At 39.8% G+C, this 17202-nt stretch carries 13 protein-coding genes and 8 tRNA genes; 18 read left to right on the top strand and 3 right to left on the bottom strand.

Going from position 1 to position 17202, the window contains the following annotated elements:
* The first annotated feature begins 1 nt into the window (after position 1).
* From AAEY55_RS14365 to AAEY55_RS14340, 6 genes are all read left to right on the top strand, one after another.
* Positions 2–1183 (top strand): cystathionine beta-lyase, encoded by a 1182-nt coding sequence (locus tag AAEY55_RS14365; RefSeq protein WP_179808246.1) that lies wholly within the window; start codon positions 2–4, stop codon positions 1181–1183.
* A gap of 143 nt (positions 1184–1326) precedes the next feature.
* Complete coding sequence (locus tag AAEY55_RS14360; protein ID WP_179808247.1) at positions 1327–2154, top strand: ABC transporter permease; 828 nt, start codon at positions 1327–1329, stop codon at positions 2152–2154.
* Positions 2151–3059, top strand: coding sequence for an ABC transporter ATP-binding protein (locus tag AAEY55_RS14355; protein WP_011328589.1), 909 nt, complete (start codon positions 2151–2153; stop codon positions 3057–3059). Before AAEY55_RS14360 ends, AAEY55_RS14355 begins: the two co-directional genes overlap by 4 nt.
* Positions 3059–3433 carry a PH domain-containing protein gene (locus tag AAEY55_RS14350; RefSeq protein ID WP_011328588.1) on the top strand — a complete coding sequence of 125 codons (375 nt, stop codon included), beginning with the start codon at positions 3059–3061 and terminating at the stop codon, positions 3431–3433. The genes AAEY55_RS14355 and AAEY55_RS14350 overlap by 1 nt, the downstream gene beginning before the upstream one ends.
* A 200-nt stretch (positions 3434–3633) precedes the next feature.
* The gene (locus tag AAEY55_RS14345) at positions 3634–4437 is read left to right on the top strand and encodes a putative porin (protein ID WP_179808248.1); all 804 of its coding nucleotides are present in this window, start codon (positions 3634–3636) and stop codon (positions 4435–4437) included.
* Between the two features lie 242 nt (positions 4438–4679).
* A complete protein-coding gene (locus tag AAEY55_RS14340; RefSeq protein ID WP_011328586.1) occupies positions 4680–6956 on the top strand; it encodes an acyl-CoA dehydrogenase in 2277 nt (758 codons plus the stop codon).
* Between the two features lie 76 nt (positions 6957–7032).
* Here the strand turns inward: AAEY55_RS14340 and AAEY55_RS14335 are convergent, their stop codons facing one another.
* Both AAEY55_RS14335 and cysK read right to left on the bottom strand, forming a co-directional pair.
* Positions 7033–7467: a hypothetical protein gene (locus AAEY55_RS14335; protein WP_179808249.1), complete on the bottom strand. Its 435-nt coding sequence runs from the start codon at positions 7465–7467 to the stop codon at positions 7033–7035.
* 121 nt (positions 7468–7588) lie between these two features.
* On the bottom strand, positions 7589–8557 hold the full coding sequence (cysK, locus tag AAEY55_RS14330; protein ID WP_011328584.1) for a cysteine synthase A: 969 nt from the start codon (positions 8555–8557) through the stop codon (positions 7589–7591).
* Between the two features lie 692 nt (positions 8558–9249).
* Here cysK and AAEY55_RS14325 point away from each other — a divergent pair.
* The 12 genes from AAEY55_RS14325 (at position 9250) to AAEY55_RS14270 (ending at position 14757) form a co-directional block, all read left to right on the top strand.
* Positions 9250–10395: a dicarboxylate/amino acid:cation symporter gene (locus tag AAEY55_RS14325; RefSeq protein ID WP_089368517.1), complete on the top strand. Its 1146-nt coding sequence runs from the start codon at positions 9250–9252 to the stop codon at positions 10393–10395.
* 148 nt (positions 10396–10543) lie between these two features.
* Positions 10544–11194: a UvrY/SirA/GacA family response regulator transcription factor gene (gene uvrY, locus AAEY55_RS14320; RefSeq protein ID WP_011328582.1), complete on the top strand. Its 651-nt coding sequence runs from the start codon at positions 10544–10546 to the stop codon at positions 11192–11194.
* 9 nt (positions 11195–11203) lie between these two features.
* The gene (gene uvrC, locus AAEY55_RS14315; RefSeq protein ID WP_089368515.1) at positions 11204–13027 is read left to right on the top strand and encodes an excinuclease ABC subunit UvrC; all 1824 of its coding nucleotides are present in this window, start codon (positions 11204–11206) and stop codon (positions 13025–13027) included.
* A 42-nt stretch (positions 13028–13069) separates the two neighbouring features.
* Positions 13070–13615 carry a CDP-diacylglycerol--glycerol-3-phosphate 3-phosphatidyltransferase gene (gene pgsA / locus AAEY55_RS14310; RefSeq protein WP_011328580.1) on the top strand — a complete coding sequence of 182 codons (546 nt, stop codon included), beginning with the start codon at positions 13070–13072 and terminating at the stop codon, positions 13613–13615.
* A gap of 216 nt (positions 13616–13831) precedes the next feature.
* Positions 13832–13907: transfer RNA gene (locus AAEY55_RS14305), tRNA-Gly, on the top strand.
* Positions 13908–13924: 17 nt separating this feature from the next.
* Positions 13925–13998 (top strand) — tRNA-Cys (locus AAEY55_RS14300).
* Between the two features lie 37 nt (positions 13999–14035).
* Positions 14036–14122: transfer RNA gene (locus AAEY55_RS14295), tRNA-Leu, on the top strand.
* Positions 14123–14186: 64 nt separating this feature from the next.
* A tRNA-Gly gene (locus tag AAEY55_RS14290) sits at positions 14187–14262 on the top strand.
* Positions 14263–14301: 39 nt separating this feature from the next.
* Positions 14302–14388: transfer RNA gene (locus AAEY55_RS14285), tRNA-Leu, on the top strand.
* Positions 14389–14463: 75 nt separating this feature from the next.
* A tRNA-Gly gene (locus AAEY55_RS14280) sits at positions 14464–14539 on the top strand.
* A 19-nt stretch (positions 14540–14558) separates the two neighbouring features.
* A tRNA-Cys gene (locus tag AAEY55_RS14275) sits at positions 14559–14632 on the top strand.
* 38 nt (positions 14633–14670) lie between these two features.
* Positions 14671–14757: transfer RNA gene (locus AAEY55_RS14270), tRNA-Leu, on the top strand.
* A gap of 679 nt (positions 14758–15436) precedes the next feature.
* Here AAEY55_RS14270 and AAEY55_RS14265 read toward each other — a convergent pair.
* Positions 15437–16855: a sodium:alanine symporter family protein gene (locus AAEY55_RS14265; RefSeq protein WP_011328579.1), complete on the bottom strand. Its 1419-nt coding sequence runs from the start codon at positions 16853–16855 to the stop codon at positions 15437–15439.
* Positions 16856–17202: the final 347 nt, after the last annotated feature.

The raw sequence follows: 17202 nt of genomic DNA, 5'->3' as shown, positions 1-17202 counted from the left end.
CATGACGAGCAAAAGCAATAAAAATACCCAACTTGTTACATCAGGACGTAAAAAAGCCTATACCCACGGTGTAGTTAATCCGGTTGTGCAACGTGCATCAACCATAGTATTTGACTCAGTAGCAGAATTAAAAAAAGCCGCTAAAACATGTGGTGACAAAACCTTATTTTATGGCCGTAGAGGCACAACTACCCACTTTGCGCTGCAAGAGGCGATAACTGAGCTTGAGGGCGGCGAAGGGTGTGTACTTTATCCGTGTGGCGCAGCTGCAATTAGCCAAACTTTGCTGTCGTTTTTAAAAACCGGCGACCATATTTTAATGGTTGATAATGTATACGAACCTACTCGTGATTTTTGCGATAAAATTCTAGCCGGCCTGGGTATTAGCACTACGTATTACCCACCTACTATAGGCGCGGGAATTAAAGACTACATTAAAGCAAACACCAAGGTATTGTTTTTGGAATCGCCGGGCTCTATTACCATGGAAATTCAAGATGTACCGGCTATGGTAAAAGTAGCAAACGAGCACCACATAATGACCATGCTTGATAATACCTATGGCAACGGTTTGCATTATCGTCCGCTTGAGCACGGTGTTGATATTAGTATTCAAGCAGCTACTAAATATATAGTAGGCCATTCTGATGTAATGATGGGCGTGGCTGTTGCTAATAAAAAGTATTGGCTAACTTTGCGCGAAAACTCCTATTTACTCGGGCAATGCACTAGCGCAGACGATGCATATTTAGCACTTAGGGGCTTACGCACTATGGCTGTGCGTTTAAATCAACACGAAAAAGCAGCAATAGAAGTGGCTACATGGCTTGAGCAACATGAGCTTGTTGATCATATTCGCCACCCAGCATTTGCTACTTGCCCGGGGCATGAATTTTTTAAACGTGACTTTGATGGCAGTAATGGTTTGTTCTCAATAGTAATGAAAGCAGGGGATCAGGCTGCCATAGATGCGTTTTTAGATAGCCTACACTATTTTAAAATGGGTTTTTCGTGGGGCGGCTTTGAAAGCTTAGTAACCGCTAATTTAACCATGAAAGGACTGCGTTCGGATACAGGTTGGGATTTAGGGCCCGTTATTCGTTTGCATATAGGCCTTGAAGATGTAGACGATTTAATCAACGACTTAAGCCAAGCACTTGAGGTTTATAAGCAGCATTTATAATTTTTAATGTAATTTATGCTGTTAGATTAAAATGTATTGTTACAAAGCTCACCATTAGTGAGCTTTTTTTTGCTGGTAATTCAAGGTATTTACACTTAGTGTGGATAAATATACTGAAAACAAAAAGTCATTAAGGATAGTCAATGGCAACACCATTACCGATAAACATAGGGCGACTAACGCAAATAGCAGGCTTTGAGCTCGTACGTATGTTTTTAACTAAACGTGGGCTCATTGCATTAGCTGCCTTTGCATTGGTGTGGCTAATAATACTGCGCTACCCGATAGGGCAAGCGGTAGGCATTGTAAGTGCGCCCGATTTTGAACAAATTGCCCGTGACATATCTGGCTCCATAGGTTTAAGTAAATTACTTGATTGGCCTGAGGCCGAATTTGCTATGTATTGGCTGATTGCTTTGTATAGCTTTCCGATATTTAGTGTGTTTATTTGCAGCGACCAAACGGTAGGCGATAGAGAGCGTGGCACACTTCGTTTTTTATCGCTGCGTTCAATACGTTTTGAAATACTCTTTGGCCGTTTTTTAGGGCAATTAGCGGTATTAGCATGCTTGGTAGGTATTACCCTGGTGGCTACGCTCGCTGTGCTGGGGTTTAGAGATCCTAGTTTACTTGCTGGTGGCTTTACCCGCGCACTTTCTATATTTTTAATATTAGTGGTTACTCTGTGCCCATTTGTAGCTCTTATGACGTTGATAAATACCTTTGCTCGCTCATCGCGTTTATCTATAGTGTTGGCAATTTTATATTTTACGGCAGGCGGTATTGTTGTTGGTATTTTGCAGTGGCAAATCCCCGCATTAGGTATGCTTGATTATTTATTTCCGGGTGTACAAATAGAGCTATTAGCTGGACAAAATTTACCATTACTAAGCGCGGTGGCTATTCCACTGATCCAAACAGCGGTATTACTAAGCGTTGCTCAGCGTGTTTTTGCAAGGAGCTCACTATGAGAGCATTAATTACAGGCAGCGGTTTGAGTAAATCGTATGGCGCAAAACTTGCGCTTAATAATGTGAACTTTGAAATAAATAAAGGTGCGCCAGTGGCGCTTGTTGGGCCAAATGGCGCGGGTAAAACCACCTTATTTAGTTTGTTATGCGGCTATATAGCGCCCAGTAAAGGCAGTCTTGAAATATTAGGGCATAAGCCTGGCAGCGCAGCTTTATTTAATAAAGTAAGTGCATTACCGCAAGACGCGCAGCTTGACCCTCGTTTTAATATAGACAAGCAACTTGCCTTTTATGCAAAACTACAGGGTATGGGCGCTAAGCAAAGCCAAACTGAGGCGCTACGTGTACTTGACTTGGTTGGTCTAAAAGAGATTGCAAAGCAGCGTGCAGGGGACTTATCCCACGGTATGCGTAAACGTGTAACCATAGCACAGGCGCTTATTGGTGAGCCGCAAATAGTGATGCTTGATGAAGCCACTGCGGGGCTTGATCCTATTCATGCCAGAGAAGTACGCGAGCTGGTTTCTGATTTAAGTGAGCAGGCTACTTTTATTTTAAGCTCGCACGATTTAACCGAGCTGGAGCGACTTTGCTCGCAAGTATTGCATTTAGATAAAGGCGTTTTAAGCGAGCATCAAACCAAAGAAAACAAGTCAGATACACATTTTTATACCCTAATGCTTAATGAAAATTATCAAAATGTAGAGCAACAGTTGCAATCGATTGCAGGTATAAGCCGTGTATATATGAGCCAACATAAAGAGTTTGTAATTGAGTACCAGCCTACAGGTGAACCGCTTGATATTGCATTGCTTAACTTTTGCCATCAGCATAACTGGCAATATAGGCAGCTTGTGAACGGACACACCCTAGAGAATCAAATTTTTAAACAGGAGAAATTATAATGGGATTATTCAGTGGGTTAATGGGTAACGCTAGCGAAGTAGATGATGCCGACTTAGAAAAAGTATTATTAAATACCTTAATAGAAGGCGAACAGGTTGAAAAGGCTTATAAAGTAATACGCGATATGTTTATTTTTACTAACAAGCGATTGATCTTGATAGATAAACAAGGTGTTACTGGTTCTAAAATGGAGATGATCAGTATAGCTTATTCAAAAATAACAAAGTTTAGTAAAGAAAGCGCAGGGCATTTTGATCTAGATGCCGAGCTGAAAATATGGGTTGGCTCAGACTCTACACCTATTAGTAAAGACTTTAAGTCTGGCGATAATATTAATGATGTTTATCGTATTATTAGCCAATATGCACTGTAATACTTAGTTTAGTTAAAGTGGTTGTTAGCATGGTGTTGCAATTACTTTAATCTTACACATACCTACACTTCATTACAATTAACTTAATGAATACAAGTGCTTAGTTAAGTTTTCATTCAGTTTCACAGCGTTAGCATGTCCCTCGATCTCAGCTACCCAGCTAAGACATAAAAAAGTCATATAAATAGGGATTTATCATAATGAAAAAGTTAGCAGTTATTATCTCAAGTATTTTATTATCTAGCGCTGCAACCACTGCAATGGCAGCAGATAGCTATCAGTCAATTAGTAACCTAGGCTTTAAGCATGAAACTAGCAGCAATAACAATACCGTTGCGGTGGATTCTATTTACTATTTATCGCCTAAAAAAACATTAGGCCCGTACGATCAGTTTGAATACATAAATAAACAAAGTAATGTATATGGCAGCTACGCTGACGACGACTCTAGTGACGTAACTTCAGTTGGTGGCGAATACTTTATTAACAACTTTGTGGTAGGTGCATCTTACAGTAACCTTGATACTGGTTCGCACAATGAGTTTTACACGCTTTCAGGTGGTTTCTTTTTTAACCCAAACTTACTGGCTAAAGTAACTTTAGTTGAAAACAAAAACGGTGAAGATTTTGCGTTATTTGATTTAGCTTACAACCACATGCTAAACAGCACTGACTACATTGGTGTAACAGTAACCGCTGATGACGACTTTGATTACCGTGCAGTAGCAGCTAAATACTTTATTGACTTGCAACAAGGTAACTTCTTAACGTTTGAAGGTAAATACGAGAGCATTGATGATGCCCAAAACCAATGGGTAGCAGAAACTAACTACTACTTCTCAAAAGCAACATCTGTATTTGCTAACTACAACAAGCAAGATGCTTACAGCTTTGGTGCTCAGCATTTCATTAATGAAAATGTAGGTATTAAAGTTGGTTACGGTAACAATGCTGATGATTCAGGCAACGATGCTTACTTTGCTAACATGCGTTTTCAGTTTTAATTAAGGCTTATAGTTAATTTACTTAAGAGTAAAAACAAACCCCGCTTAATACTAAGCGGGGTTTTTGTATTTTTAAAGTAAGTAATTGAGTTAAAAATAATAACTAAAGCTATGCAGAAAGTTAAAAGAGGTGATTTTTAAATAAACTAAGCATAACTTACGACTGAAGAATGATTGTATTTAACTTGAGAACGGTCATAATTAAACCACTATTTTCATTCAATGTATCAAGGAATATGCACATGACATTTTTTATTATATTGCTGGTCGTGGTGGTGGTTATATTTGCAGTTAAAAATATTCGCCTCAATTTAATCAGTCGACCTACCTTTAAAATGTTTAAAAAAGTATTACCGCCGTTATCACAAACCGAGCGCGAGGCAATGGAAGCTGGTGATGTTTGGTGGGATGGTGAGTTATTTAGTGGTAACCCAGACTGGCAAAAGCTGCACCGCTTTCCTAAGCCTGAGCTAAGTGATAAAGAAAACGCCTTTATGGATAATCAAGTAGAGACTTTATTGGCTATGCTTGACGATTATCAAATTGTGCAAAAAGATAAAGACTTACCAAAAGATGTTTGGGATTACTTAAAATCGGAAGGTTTTTTTGCATTAATAATTCCTGAAAAATTTGGTGGGCGTGAATTTTCTGCGATTGCAAACTCTACTATAGTGTCAAAAATTGCCACAAAAAGCTTAACAGCAGCTGTTACCGTAATGGTACCTAATAGCTTAGGCCCAGGTGAATTACTGCTACATTACGGTACTACAGAGCAACAAAACCGCTGGTTGCCTACGTTGGCGACTGGTGAAGATGTACCTTGTTTTGCACTAACAGGTCCAGAAGCCGGATCTGATGCAGGAAGCATTCCTGACTCAGGCGTGGTGTGTATGGGGGAGCATAATGGCGAAGAGGTTTTAGGCCTGCGTTTAAATTGGTCAAAACGTTATATTACGCTTGCGCCTGTGGCAACGGTTTTAGGGCTTGCCTTTAAAATGTATGACCCTGATGGTTTATTAGGTGGAGAAAAAGAGCTGGGAATTACCTGTGCGCTTATCCCTACTGATCACCCTGGAGTTGAAACTGGCGAGCGCCATTACCCACTAAATATGGCGTTTATGAATGGCACAACGTACGGTGAAGATGTGTTTATTCCACTGGATTGGATTATAGGCGGGCAGCAAGGCGCTGGACGTGGTTGGCGCATGTTGGTTGAGTGTTTAAGTGCAGGGCGTGGCATTTCATTGCCAGCATTAAGTACAGCAACAGGGCATTTAGCCGCTAAAATGACCTCAGCTTACGCCATGGTGCGCCAACAGTTTGGTGTGTCTATTGGTCAATTTGAAGGTGTACAAGAAGCACTTGCACGTATTGGTGGTTTAACCTATGCGCTTGAGTCGTGTCGTTTAATGACGGCAGGTGCAATTGATTTAAAACTCAGCCCTTCAGTTGTTACCGCTATTGCTAAATACCATATGACTGAAATGGGTCGTACAGTAATGAACGATGCGATGGATATTCATTCAGGTAAAGGCATTCAGGTTGGTCCAAATAACTATTTAGCGCATGGCTATATGGGGATCCCAGTATCGATTACGGTAGAAGGCGCTAATATTTTAACCCGTAATTTAATGATATTTGGCCAAGGTGCCACACGTTGTCATCCGTTTGTATTAAAAGAAATGGAAGCGGCAGCGATGGAAGATGATGACGCTGCATTAGAGCAATTTGATGGTTTATTAATGGACCATATTATGTTTGCCGCGTGCAACGCCAGCATGGCACTTGTGCATGGTTTAACGCGTAGTTGTTTTGCTAAAGCACCGGTAAGTGGCGAAACAGCAGTTTACTATAAGCAACTGACAAGAATGAGCCGTGGCCTTGCCATATGTACAGATGTAGCCATGCTCATGTTAGGCGGAGAACTTAAACGTAAAGAAATGATATCGGCACGTTTAGGTGATGTATTAAGCCATTTGTACTTAGCGTCAACCGTACTAAAACGTTTTGAAGACGAAGGGCGTCAACAAGCCGACTTACCCTTTGTTAAATACGCAATAGAAACGTCATTGTATGAAATTGGCCAAGCATTTGATGGTTTCTTTAAAAACTTCTCAAACCCTGTGGTTAACTTTGTGCTCAAACGTATTGTATTCCCACTCGGTAATCATTATCACAAACCAAGTGATGCCATTGCACAAAGTATTTGTAAACATATGACTCAACCAGGTGTGTTTAGAAACCGTTTAACGCATTTATGTTATGTGGATGAAAACGCGGGTACGGGTGTAATGGAAAGTGCATTTTTAGCAATGCATGATATGCAAACACAATTTAAAGATCTAAAACAATGGCAGCGTAAAGGGAAGGTGCCCGCTACGCTTGATATTGAGGGGGCGATTAATTATGCGCTTGAAAACGATTTATTAAAGCAAACCGATGCCGATGCAATGCATCATGCTAATAAATTAAGAAAGCAAGCCATAGCAGTTGATAACTTTCAACCTGGTGAGCTATAACGCAGTGCTTTAAGTAATAACTAAAACGAAAAAGGCCTTACAAATGTAAGGCCTTTTTGCGTTTAATTCATTTAAGTTAACGAGCGTAAGGATCGGTCACTATTTTATCTATATACCATAGGCCTTTTTTATGACGCATTTTAACGCTGCGCATATCATCAATTTTTTTACCATTTAGAGTGCCGGTGAATATAAGATTAATTTTAGCCGAGTCGCCATATTGCTCCCGTAAGCTCATATTAGACATATCAACTTCTATAACCACTTGATCATATTGCATGTTTAATAAGGTGCGAGAAAATTGCTTAGCAGTACCATATGATTTCATAATGCGGGCAAGGTTTGGGGTTGCTATAGTGCTGGCTTTATGCAGATTTTTTTGATTATAAAGCGCGTCAAAATAAGCCGTTGCAGCATCGCCCGGCGTGCTATTAACTTGGGCAACTTCTTCAGTGCAGCTAATAATAAATAGGCAAAAAGTTAAGCTTAAAAAAGAGGTTAGTTTTTTCATCATCAATATAATTTATTCATTCTTTACAAAGTGTGTGGCTTTATTGCACGGATGTAAAGGGGGGTGAATAAATAAGTAATAAAAAAGGATGCTAAGAGCATCCTTTTTTCAAACAAAATACTTATTGTACGAGCTCTTGTTCACTAAACTCTTCATCAAACATGGGGCTTGATAAATAACGCTCAGTGGCACTTGGTAAGATAACCACTATATTTTTATCTGCATTTTCAGGCTTTTCAGCAATACGTTTCGCCGCAACAACCGCTGCGCCAGATGAAATACCTACTAATATACCTTCTTGTCTCATTAGTAGGTGTGCCATCGCAATAGCATCTTCGTTAGATACTTGCTCTGCACCATCAATCACACTTAAATCTAAGTTACCAGGAATAAAGCCAGCACCAATACCTTGAATTTTATGTGGCCCAGGCTTAATTTCTTCACCTGCTAGCGTTTGGCTAATAACCGGTGAATTTGTTGGCTCAACAGCAATCGATTTTACATTGAGACCTTTTTCGTTTTTAAGGTAGCGACTAACACCAGTGATAGTACCGCCAGTACCAACGCCTGCAACAAAAAAGTCTACTTTACCATCAAGGGCATCATAAATTTCAGGGCCGGTGGTTTCAAAGTGAATTTTAGGGTTTGCCGGGTTTTCGAATTGTTGTAATAAAATATATTTATCGGGAGCGGTTGCTTGAATTTCTTTTGCTTTATCAATTGCACCGTTCATACCTTTTGCGCCATCGGTTAGTACTAGGTTTGCACCTAATGCTTTGAGCAGTTTTCGGCGCTCTAAACTCATAGTATTTGGCATGGTAAGGGTTAGTTTATAACCACGAGATGCTGCCACAAACGCCAGCGCAATACCGGTATTACCAGATGTAGGCTCAATTAGTTCTTTATCTTTCGTTAGCTGCCCTGATTTTTCAGCTTCCCAAATCATTGATGCACCAATACGACATTTTATACTAAAGCTTGGGTTGCGAGATTCAATTTTTGCGTATACGTTGCCACCGGTAACACGGTTAAGTTTTACCAGCGGTGTATTACCAATGCTTAGTGAGTTATCTTCAAAAATAGTAGACATAATGTTCCTTTGGATACAATCCGCTTAACATGTTAGTAGTTTTGCTATTAACTATATAAGCATACTTTACTGTGAGTTTAAAAAATTTAAAGTAAAGTTTGGCTATAACATATATTTATTGGGCTTATAACGAGGATGTGTTTATTTCTCAAGCTTGAATTTACCGTGGTGTGGTTGATTTTTGAGCTATGCAGGGCCTTCTTAATGTGGTTACTGCCCATTAATTGACGCTAACGACGCTTAAAAGATAAATAAACCCTAATTAAATAAAAACTTGGCCTCGTGATCATTACAAGTGTTACTTAAGGAACCTGAGCTCCGGATAATAAATCTATCTCAAGCAGCTATTTTCAGCGCTAATTGCGTTGAATTTACTTGCAATAGGCCAGCTATTGACGCGTAAATTCGCCTTGTTTTCATTGAAAACTTCTGGCTAGAGAAAATAAAATTAAATATAACTATGATTCAATACGTTAGTAAATCTCTTAATCAGAGTTCAGATTAAGTAGAAAAATAAACTTTTGAAAGGCGTGTTATATTTATTTATATTCTAACAATTAATCTATTAAAGACTTAATACTCACCGTATTGTTGCTTATTTGTGCAAATGAACTGCAGTTGAACAGTTTTATGATACAAGCTATGCAAAACATGATAAAAACACAGTATCTAAATTCAAGAAAGCAATCACAATGAAGTTAATCTTAAAATTAATTGCCGGTATTGTGGCCGGTATCTTAGCTGGACTCTATTTACCACTAATAGGCGTTGAACTTTTATATACTGTTAAAGAACTGATTGGACAATTGATCTCCTTTACTATACCGCTGATCATTTTATTTTTTATTGCATCGGGTATTGCTGGACTACCAAAAGGGTCAGGGCACTTATTAGGTAAAACAGTTGGTTTTGCTTATGGCTCTACTGTTATTGCTGGCACACTGGCTTTTTTACTGGTTAGCACAGTAATTCCATTTTTAAGTGGCGGTATTACATTTGAAGCTGAATCAGCGACACAAGTTGGTAGTTTTATTGATTTAGAAATTCCGCCACTAATGGGCGTGATGACTGCATTAATGAGCGCATTTATATTTGGTATTGGCATGAGCCAGCTTGAATTGACTACGCTTAAAACAGTGTCTGATCAGGGGCGTGATATTGTTGATGGCTTATTATCTAAGGTGATAATACCGGCATTACCATTTTATATTGCAGGTGTATTTGCCGAAATGACGGTAGCAGGAACAGTTGTTGATACCCTACAAGCATTTGGCGTAGTACTTATTGCAGCGTTGGTTATGCACTGGTTATGGCTTACTGTTTTATATGTATCTACAGGCTTGTTACTAAAACGCAACCCAATCGAATTAATTAAAAATATGCTACCAGCGTACTTTACCGCTTTGGGCACAATGTCTAGCGCTGCAACAATTCCAGTATCATTACAATCAAGTAAGTCGAATGGCGTAAAAGAAGACGTAGCCAATTTTACGGTTCCGCTTTGTGCGACAATTCATTTATCGGGCTCTACAATTACAATTGTAACCTGTGCAATGGCGGTCATGTTTTTATCACCAAGCATGCAAGCACCTTCATTAATGGGCATGTTGCCATTTATTATGATGTTAGGTGTAGTAATGATTGCCGCACCAGGTGCACCAGGTGGTGCAGTAATGTCGGCACTGGGTTTATTAACAACTATGCTAGGCTTTAATGAAGGCGCAGTAGCTTTAATGATTGCACTATATTTAGCCCAAGACAGTTTTGGTACTGCGTGTAACGTAACCGGTGATGGCGTTATTGCTTTGTGGGTAGATCGCTTTAGCGAAAAAGCATAATAAACTGGGTGTGTTAATCTGTTAATATACATGTATTAACACACCTTAAACGATGAAATAATATCGGTTATTGTTTTATTTTAACTGTGTTACTGTGGCAAATTAATATTATTAAATTGCATTTTATTAGGCTAGTGAGGATGTTCCATTGATTAATGTACTTTTAGTTGATGACCATGAGTTGGTACGAACAGGGATCAGGCGGATTCTTGACGATGTACGAGGCTTTAAAGTTGTTGGAGAAGCTAAAACAGGTGAAGAGGCTGTGCAATTTTGTCGTCAACACTCACCCAATATAGTACTTATGGACATGAATATGCCCGGTATTGGTGGCCTTGAGGCGACGAAAAAGATATGTCGTTATTGCCCTGATGTAAAAATTATAGTGCTTACTGTTAATTGTGAAGATCCGTATCCTAGTACCGTAATGCAGCTTGGCGCGCATGGCTTTTTAACTAAAGGTGCTGGGTCTGATGAAATGGTACGTGCTATACGCTGTGTGCATGCCGGGCAGCGTTATATTGCACCTGAAATTGCACAGCAAATTGCATTAGCACAGGTAAGTGGGCGCACAGATGAAAGTCCATTTCAGAGTTTGTCAGAGCGAGAACTGCAAATAATGCTAATGATCACCAAAGGTGAAAAAGCACAAAGTATAGCTGAGCGTTTAAATTTAAGCTCTAAAACAGTTAATAGCTACCGCTATCGTATGTTTGAAAAACTAAATGTGAGTGGCGATGTAGAGCTGACTCATTTAGCTATTCGCTATAAAATGATTGATATAGACGTATCGTACTAATCATAATTTATGTCTGAATTTGATCACGTCCAGTTTTTAAAAACACTATCGAGTGAGCCCGGGGTTTACCGTATGCTCGATAGTGACAATCAAGTAATTTATGTTGGTAAAGCAAAGCATTTAAAAAAACGGGTGAGTAGTTACTTTAGAAGTAACATCACCGACAGCAAAACCCGTGTTTTAGTCAGTAATATTTGTAATGTTGAAGTAACGCTTACTAATACCGAAACCGAAGCGCTATTACTTGAAAACAATCTGATAAAAAAGTATCAGCCTCGTTACAATATTTTATTACGCGACGATAAATCCTATCCTTATATATTACTTACTAATCATAAACATCCTCGATTAGCGTTTCATCGTGGCAGTCGTAAAGTAAAAGGTGAGTATTTTGGCCCATTTCCAAGTGCGGGGGCGGTATCAGAAAGCTTACGACTGATGCAAAAAATATTTCCCATTCGTCAATGCGAAGATGTTTATTACCGTGCGCGCAGCCGACCATGCTTACAATATCAACTCAAACGATGCTCAGCCCCGTGTGTAAATAAAGTTTCAGATGAAGATTATACTGAGCAAGTTGATTATGTGCGTAAGTTTTTAACGGGTAAATCACATGAGGTAATCGCCGATCTCATTAAAAAAATGGAAGCAGCTAGCCAGCAGCTAAATTTTGAGTTGGCTGCAAAAGTGCGTGACCAAATAATGTTGCTGCGTAAAATGCAGGAACAACAGTCTATTTCGGGTAATTTTGCAGAAATGGATGTTGTAGGCTTTGCACACCTAAATGGTTTAAATGGCATTCACTTATTGATGATCCGCGACCATAAAGTATTGGGCAGTAAAACCTACTTTCCAAAAGTGCCAAAAGACTCAAGTGAACAAGAAATATTGACTTCGTTTTTAGGCCAGTACTATTTAGCGCCGGGGGCAACTGGGCGTATCGCAAAAGAAATCATTTTGCCGTTCGAAATACAAGAAAGCGACGTATTAGGCCAAGCACTTACGCAAATAAGTGAGCGTAAAGTAACTCTTAAAGTAGTTACTCGGGGTGAGCGTGCCCAGTATTTGCAGTTAGCCAATAAAAACGCATTAAATAGTATTACCGTTAAGCAAAGCACCCAAGACTCTATTAATAAACGCTATGCGCAATTAAAAGCTACCCTACGCCTTGATGATATAACCAGAATGGAATGTTTTGATATAAGCCATACTATGGGGGAGAACACGGTTGCTAGCTGTGTGGTATTTGATTCACAAGGACCCAATACTAAAGAGTATAGGCGTTACAACGTGACTGGAATAACCGGTGGAGATGATTATGCTGCCATGGAGTTTGCGCTTAATAAGCGCTACAACAAATTAGTTGATGAAGATAAAATACCCGATGTGATTTTTATAGACGGTGGTAAAGGGCAATTAGGGCGTGCAGAGCAGTATTTTGCTACTTGGCCACATGCAAAAATGCCCTTGTTAGTTGGTGTAGCTAAAGGTACAAGCCGTAAACCCGGCCTCGAAACACTGTTAATAGACGGTGGTCGAAAAACTATTCCAATGGATTCAGATGCACCTGCACTGCATTTAATTCAGCATATACGCGACGAATCACATCGTTTTGCTATTGCGGGGCACCGTAATAAGCGCCAAAAACAACGAACGCAATCATTATTAGAAGAAATAAATGGCGTAGGTGCTAAGCGCCGACAAACATTATTAAAATATTTAGGGGGCATGCAAGGGGTAAAAGCTGCTAATATAGAACAGTTAAAGAAAGTACCGGGGATCAGCCCTGACATGGCTGACAAGATATTTAACCATTTGCATGACAAGGGTTAGCCCTTCATGCGAATATAGCAAAAAAGACATACCCAAGCAGTTATGTGGAATATTCCAAACACACTCACAACCTTTAGACTTTTTCTTATCCCCATTTTTTTGGTGGTATTTTATTTGCCTTATTCATGGGCGCTTTTTGCTGCCGCCTTTATTTTTTGGTTTGCATCAATAACCGACATTCTCGACGGTTATTTAGCACGTAAACTTGAGCAATCAACTCCCTTTGGTGCGTTTTTAGATCCCGTTGCCGATAAAGTTATGGTGTGCGCTGCCTTAGTCGCGTTATCAGAGCATTATCAGTCTATGTATATGACTATCCCGGCACTTATTATAATAAGCCGCGAAATTGTTATCTCTGCACTGCGTGAATGGATGGCAGAACAAGGTAAGCGTGATAACGTAGCTGTATCTAATATGGGTAAAATAAAAACAGCAGCACAAATGTTAGCCATTATCGGTCTAATTTGGCAATACGATGCTTGGATGAATTATTTAAGTTTTGGTTTATTGTATATTGCGACCTTCCTAACATTGAGTTCTATGGTGCAATATTTGGTATCGGCATGGAGTGAATTGACCAAAAATTGATTCTAAACGTCTAATAACGCACCATATTAGATAAAAAATAATCAAACAGTTCGAAAGTGGCATTTTTTGTATTGACGCGTTTAATAATCTCTGTAGAATGCGTCCGTGTTGAGAGGGCATAGCCCCCAAGATAAACTAAATGGTAATTAATCAGTTACTGAATATTTACTGCAATACGTTGCAAGTTGATAGAAAGCTTACTGAATAATATTAAATGCGGCACTAGCTCAGTTGGTAGAGCGCGACCTTGCCAAGGTCGAGGTCACGAGTTCGAGCCTCGTGTGCCGCTCCAGTTTATCTCATTGTTAAGGCGGAATGGCAGAGTGGCCATGCACCGGATTGCAAATCCGTTTACCTCGGTTCGACTCCGGGTTCCGCCTCCATAGCAACACTCCACATGCTTTAAATAGCAAACTCGATGCCCGAGTGGTGGAATTGGTAGACACAAGGGATTTAAAATCCCTCGACTAACAAGTCGTGCCGGTTCAATTCCGGCCTCGGGCACCACTTTGTGGTTTAATTACATTACCAAGTGTAATTTATAAAATGTTTAATTTAGAACTAATATGATGCGGCACTAGCTCAGTTGGTAGAGCGCGACCTTGCCAAGGTCGAGGTCACGAGTTCGAGCCTCGTGTGCCGCTCCATATTAGTTTTATCCACTTGCTTTAAATAGCAAACTCGATGCCCGAGTGGTGGAATTGGTAGACACAAGGGATTTAAAATCCCTCGACTAACAAGTCGTGCCGGTTCAATTCCGGCCTCGGGCACCACTTTTATATAAAGTGGCAGAGTAATAAAATACTAATTTATAGTATAAGTAAATACCATTGCTTATAGAATAAAATGCGGCACTAGCTCAGTTGGTAGAGCGCGACCTTGCCAAGGTCGAGGTCACGAGTTCGAGCCTCGTGTGCCGCTCCAAATTATTTGGATACATTTAGGCGGAATGGCAGAGTGGCCATGCACCGGATTGCAAATCCGTTTACCTCGGTTCGACTCCGGGTTCCGCCTCCATATAATTTACTCCACACGCTTTAATTAGCAAACTCGATGCCCGAGTGGTGGAATTGGTAGACACAAGGGATTTAAAATCCCTCGACTAACAAGTCGTGCCGGTTCAATTCCGGCCTCGGGCACCACTTTCTTGCTATTACTACTTATAACAATGCTATAAGCTGGCAATAACATTAGTCAGTATTTACGCATCAATTCGTTATAATAAAACTACACATCTTGTTACTACAATAAAACCCAGTCTGTTAAGTGAATAGTTACCTTAAATAACGCTAGATTCAGTGCTTATTTATATCTTAAAGTCTACAGCCTTACCTAAATAAGTATTTCCAATTAAGCAATTAGCTATTTATTGTTATTACACGTATTTAAATAGCCACACTTGCTGATAATGCCAAAGATCCCGTAACGAAATAACGCCGCAGCGCTTAGCTACATGGCTACACTTCATCTAGTTAGAATACTAATCAAAACATGAGGACTCTATACACTAGTATAGGGTTTTGTATTTACCGCATGAGAACGTATTACAATGCAAAACTAAATGCTTACCATGAGTAGCGATTACTAGGCGTTAGCAATAAGTAATCGGCAAAGCGTTACCATTTAAATCGCCAGATCATCGTTACTAAGTTTAGAGGGGGAGGTTAGGTCTCATGCGTCTCTGAGGCTTAGGTTATTGTACGAAGGTGTAGAGTGAAGCGTAATTAGGTATGTAAAAGCGAACCAGTAATGGGTGTGTTTTAAAAGCAAAAAAAGGGAAGCAATATAGCTTCCCTTTAATTTAACCAATATTAGCTATAATTACTTATGCCAAATCCCTTTTGGAATTGTTTTATCAAGATGCTTATTTTTAGTTGGATCGAAGGTTGGTAACTTCCCAGCACGACGTTGCGTGTTGTAGTCTTTAGCAAGCCAAACAACTACGCCTGACAACATAAATAATGCTATAACGTTCACAATAGCCATTAACCCCATAGATATATCAGCTAAAGTCCACACTAATGGTAGCTCACCCATAGCGCCAAACATCACCATACCTAATACTAACAATCTAAAAATCAACATGCCGTATGCATGGTTATGCTCTAAAAATAATAAATTTGTTTCTGCATAAGAGTAATTAGCAACAATAGATGTGAAAGCAAAGAATAAAATAGCAATCGCAACGAATATTGCACCCCAGCTACCTACATGCTCCTCAAGTGCTGCTTGAGTTAAAGCTATGCCCGTTAAACCAGAGCCAGCAGTAAGTTGTTGTGATAATAAAATTAATGCCGCAGTAGCGCTACAAATTACAATAGTATCAACAAAAACGCCTAACATTTGCACATACCCTTGTGAAGCAGGGTGGGGAGGGTTAGGTGTTGCTGTTGCAGCTGCGTTAGCAGCGCTACCCATACCCGCTTCGTTTGAGAACAAGCCACGTTTAATGCCTTGAATCATCGCTTGCATAACGCCGTAGCCAATTGCGCCTGCGCCTGCTTGCTCAATGCCAAATGCACTATTTATAACATGCATAAAAACACCAGGTAGCTCAGAGTAATTTAAAGCACAAACGTACAAAGCCACTAGTAAATAAGCAAGAGCCATAAAAGGCACTACCATTTCTGCAAATCGAGAAATAGTTTTTAAACCGCCAAAAATAATGATCCCAGAGCCAATAACTAAAGCAATACCTACTACATAGTTCGGAATATCAAAAGCGACTTTAAATGCAGCTGCAATAGAGTTTGATTGCACTGCGTTAAATACAAAACCAAACGCTAATATTAAACACAGTGAAAAAATAACGCCCATCCAGCGCTTACCTAAACCATATTCCATATAATAAGCAGGGCCACCACGAAAGTTCCCCTGTTCATCACGCGTTTTATAAGCTTGCGCTAATGTGCTCTCGGCAAAACTAGTCGCCATACCAATTAAAGCAATAAGCCACATCCAAAAAATAGCCCCAGCACCACCTAAATAAAGTGCAACTGCAACACCTGCCATATTACCAGTACCAACACGCGCTGCGAGTGAAGTACAAAAGGCTTGGAATGAAGAGATGCCATCGCCTGAACCTCTACGACTCAAAAACATCACTTTTATCATGTGAGGAAACTGTACAAATTGAATAAAGCGAAGGCGAATGGTGAAAAACAGCCCTGCTGCTATTAATAAGTATACTAAAACATGGCCCCATAAGAGGCTGCTTATACTGTTTATTATATCTGTCATGCTATTTGCCTAATCAACGAGTTTAAATCTGTCGCGCAACTTAGCATAAGCTTGAGAAATAGTTTAGTAATCGAGGTAAAAAAATGACTTGTCCACAGGCTTTTGTGGGTAACCTGTGGGTCTGGCTTGTGTATCTTTGGGGTAAAAATTAAATGCAAAAAAGGCGATAAAAACGCTTGCGTAAAATCTGCGGCTCCCTATAATGCGACCCCACTGAGACGGGATATGGCGACGCGCAGCGGACAACGCCTAGCGAGACGCGAACTACTCAGAGAGTTAAATAAAACTTCGGTTTTAAATCTTCCAAAAAGAAAGTTTAAAACAAAGTGTTGACTCGAAAAATAAAG

It is taken from the genome of Pseudoalteromonas sp. 120-MNA-CIBAN-0494 (genome assembly GCF_040308885.1).
Classification (GTDB): Bacteria; Pseudomonadota; Gammaproteobacteria; order Enterobacterales; family Alteromonadaceae; genus Pseudoalteromonas; species Pseudoalteromonas nigrifaciens.
This window is presented reverse-complemented; position numbering and strand designations above follow the sequence as displayed.

Bases quoted from the DNA above. Each gene is read 5' to 3' on its own strand.
- AAEY55_RS14365 (WP_179808246.1), top strand. From the start codon at position 2: ATGACGAGCAAAAGCAATAAAAATACCCAACTTGTTACATCAGGACGT.
- AAEY55_RS14360 (WP_179808247.1), top strand. From the start codon at position 1,327: ATGGCAACACCATTACCGATAAACATAGGGCGACTAACGCAAATAGCA.
- AAEY55_RS14355 (WP_011328589.1), top strand. From the start codon at position 2,151: ATGAGAGCATTAATTACAGGCAGCGGTTTGAGTAAATCGTATGGCGCA.
- AAEY55_RS14350 (WP_011328588.1), top strand. From the start codon at position 3,059: ATGGGATTATTCAGTGGGTTAATGGGTAACGCTAGCGAAGTAGATGAT.
- AAEY55_RS14345 (WP_179808248.1), top strand. From the start codon at position 3,634: ATGAAAAAGTTAGCAGTTATTATCTCAAGTATTTTATTATCTAGCGCT.
- AAEY55_RS14340 (WP_011328586.1), top strand. From the start codon at position 4,680: ATGACATTTTTTATTATATTGCTGGTCGTGGTGGTGGTTATATTTGCA.
- AAEY55_RS14335 (WP_179808249.1), bottom strand. From the start codon at position 7,467: ATGAAAAAACTAACCTCTTTTTTAAGCTTAACTTTTTGCCTATTTATT.
- cysK (WP_011328584.1), bottom strand. From the start codon at position 8,557: ATGTCTACTATTTTTGAAGATAACTCACTAAGCATTGGTAATACACCG.
- AAEY55_RS14325 (WP_089368517.1), top strand. From the start codon at position 9,250: ATGAAGTTAATCTTAAAATTAATTGCCGGTATTGTGGCCGGTATCTTA.
- uvrC (WP_089368515.1), top strand. From the start codon at position 11,204: ATGTCTGAATTTGATCACGTCCAGTTTTTAAAAACACTATCGAGTGAG.
- pgsA (WP_011328580.1), top strand. From the start codon at position 13,070: ATGTGGAATATTCCAAACACACTCACAACCTTTAGACTTTTTCTTATC.
- AAEY55_RS14265 (WP_011328579.1), bottom strand. From the start codon at position 16,855: ATGACAGATATAATAAACAGTATAAGCAGCCTCTTATGGGGCCATGTT.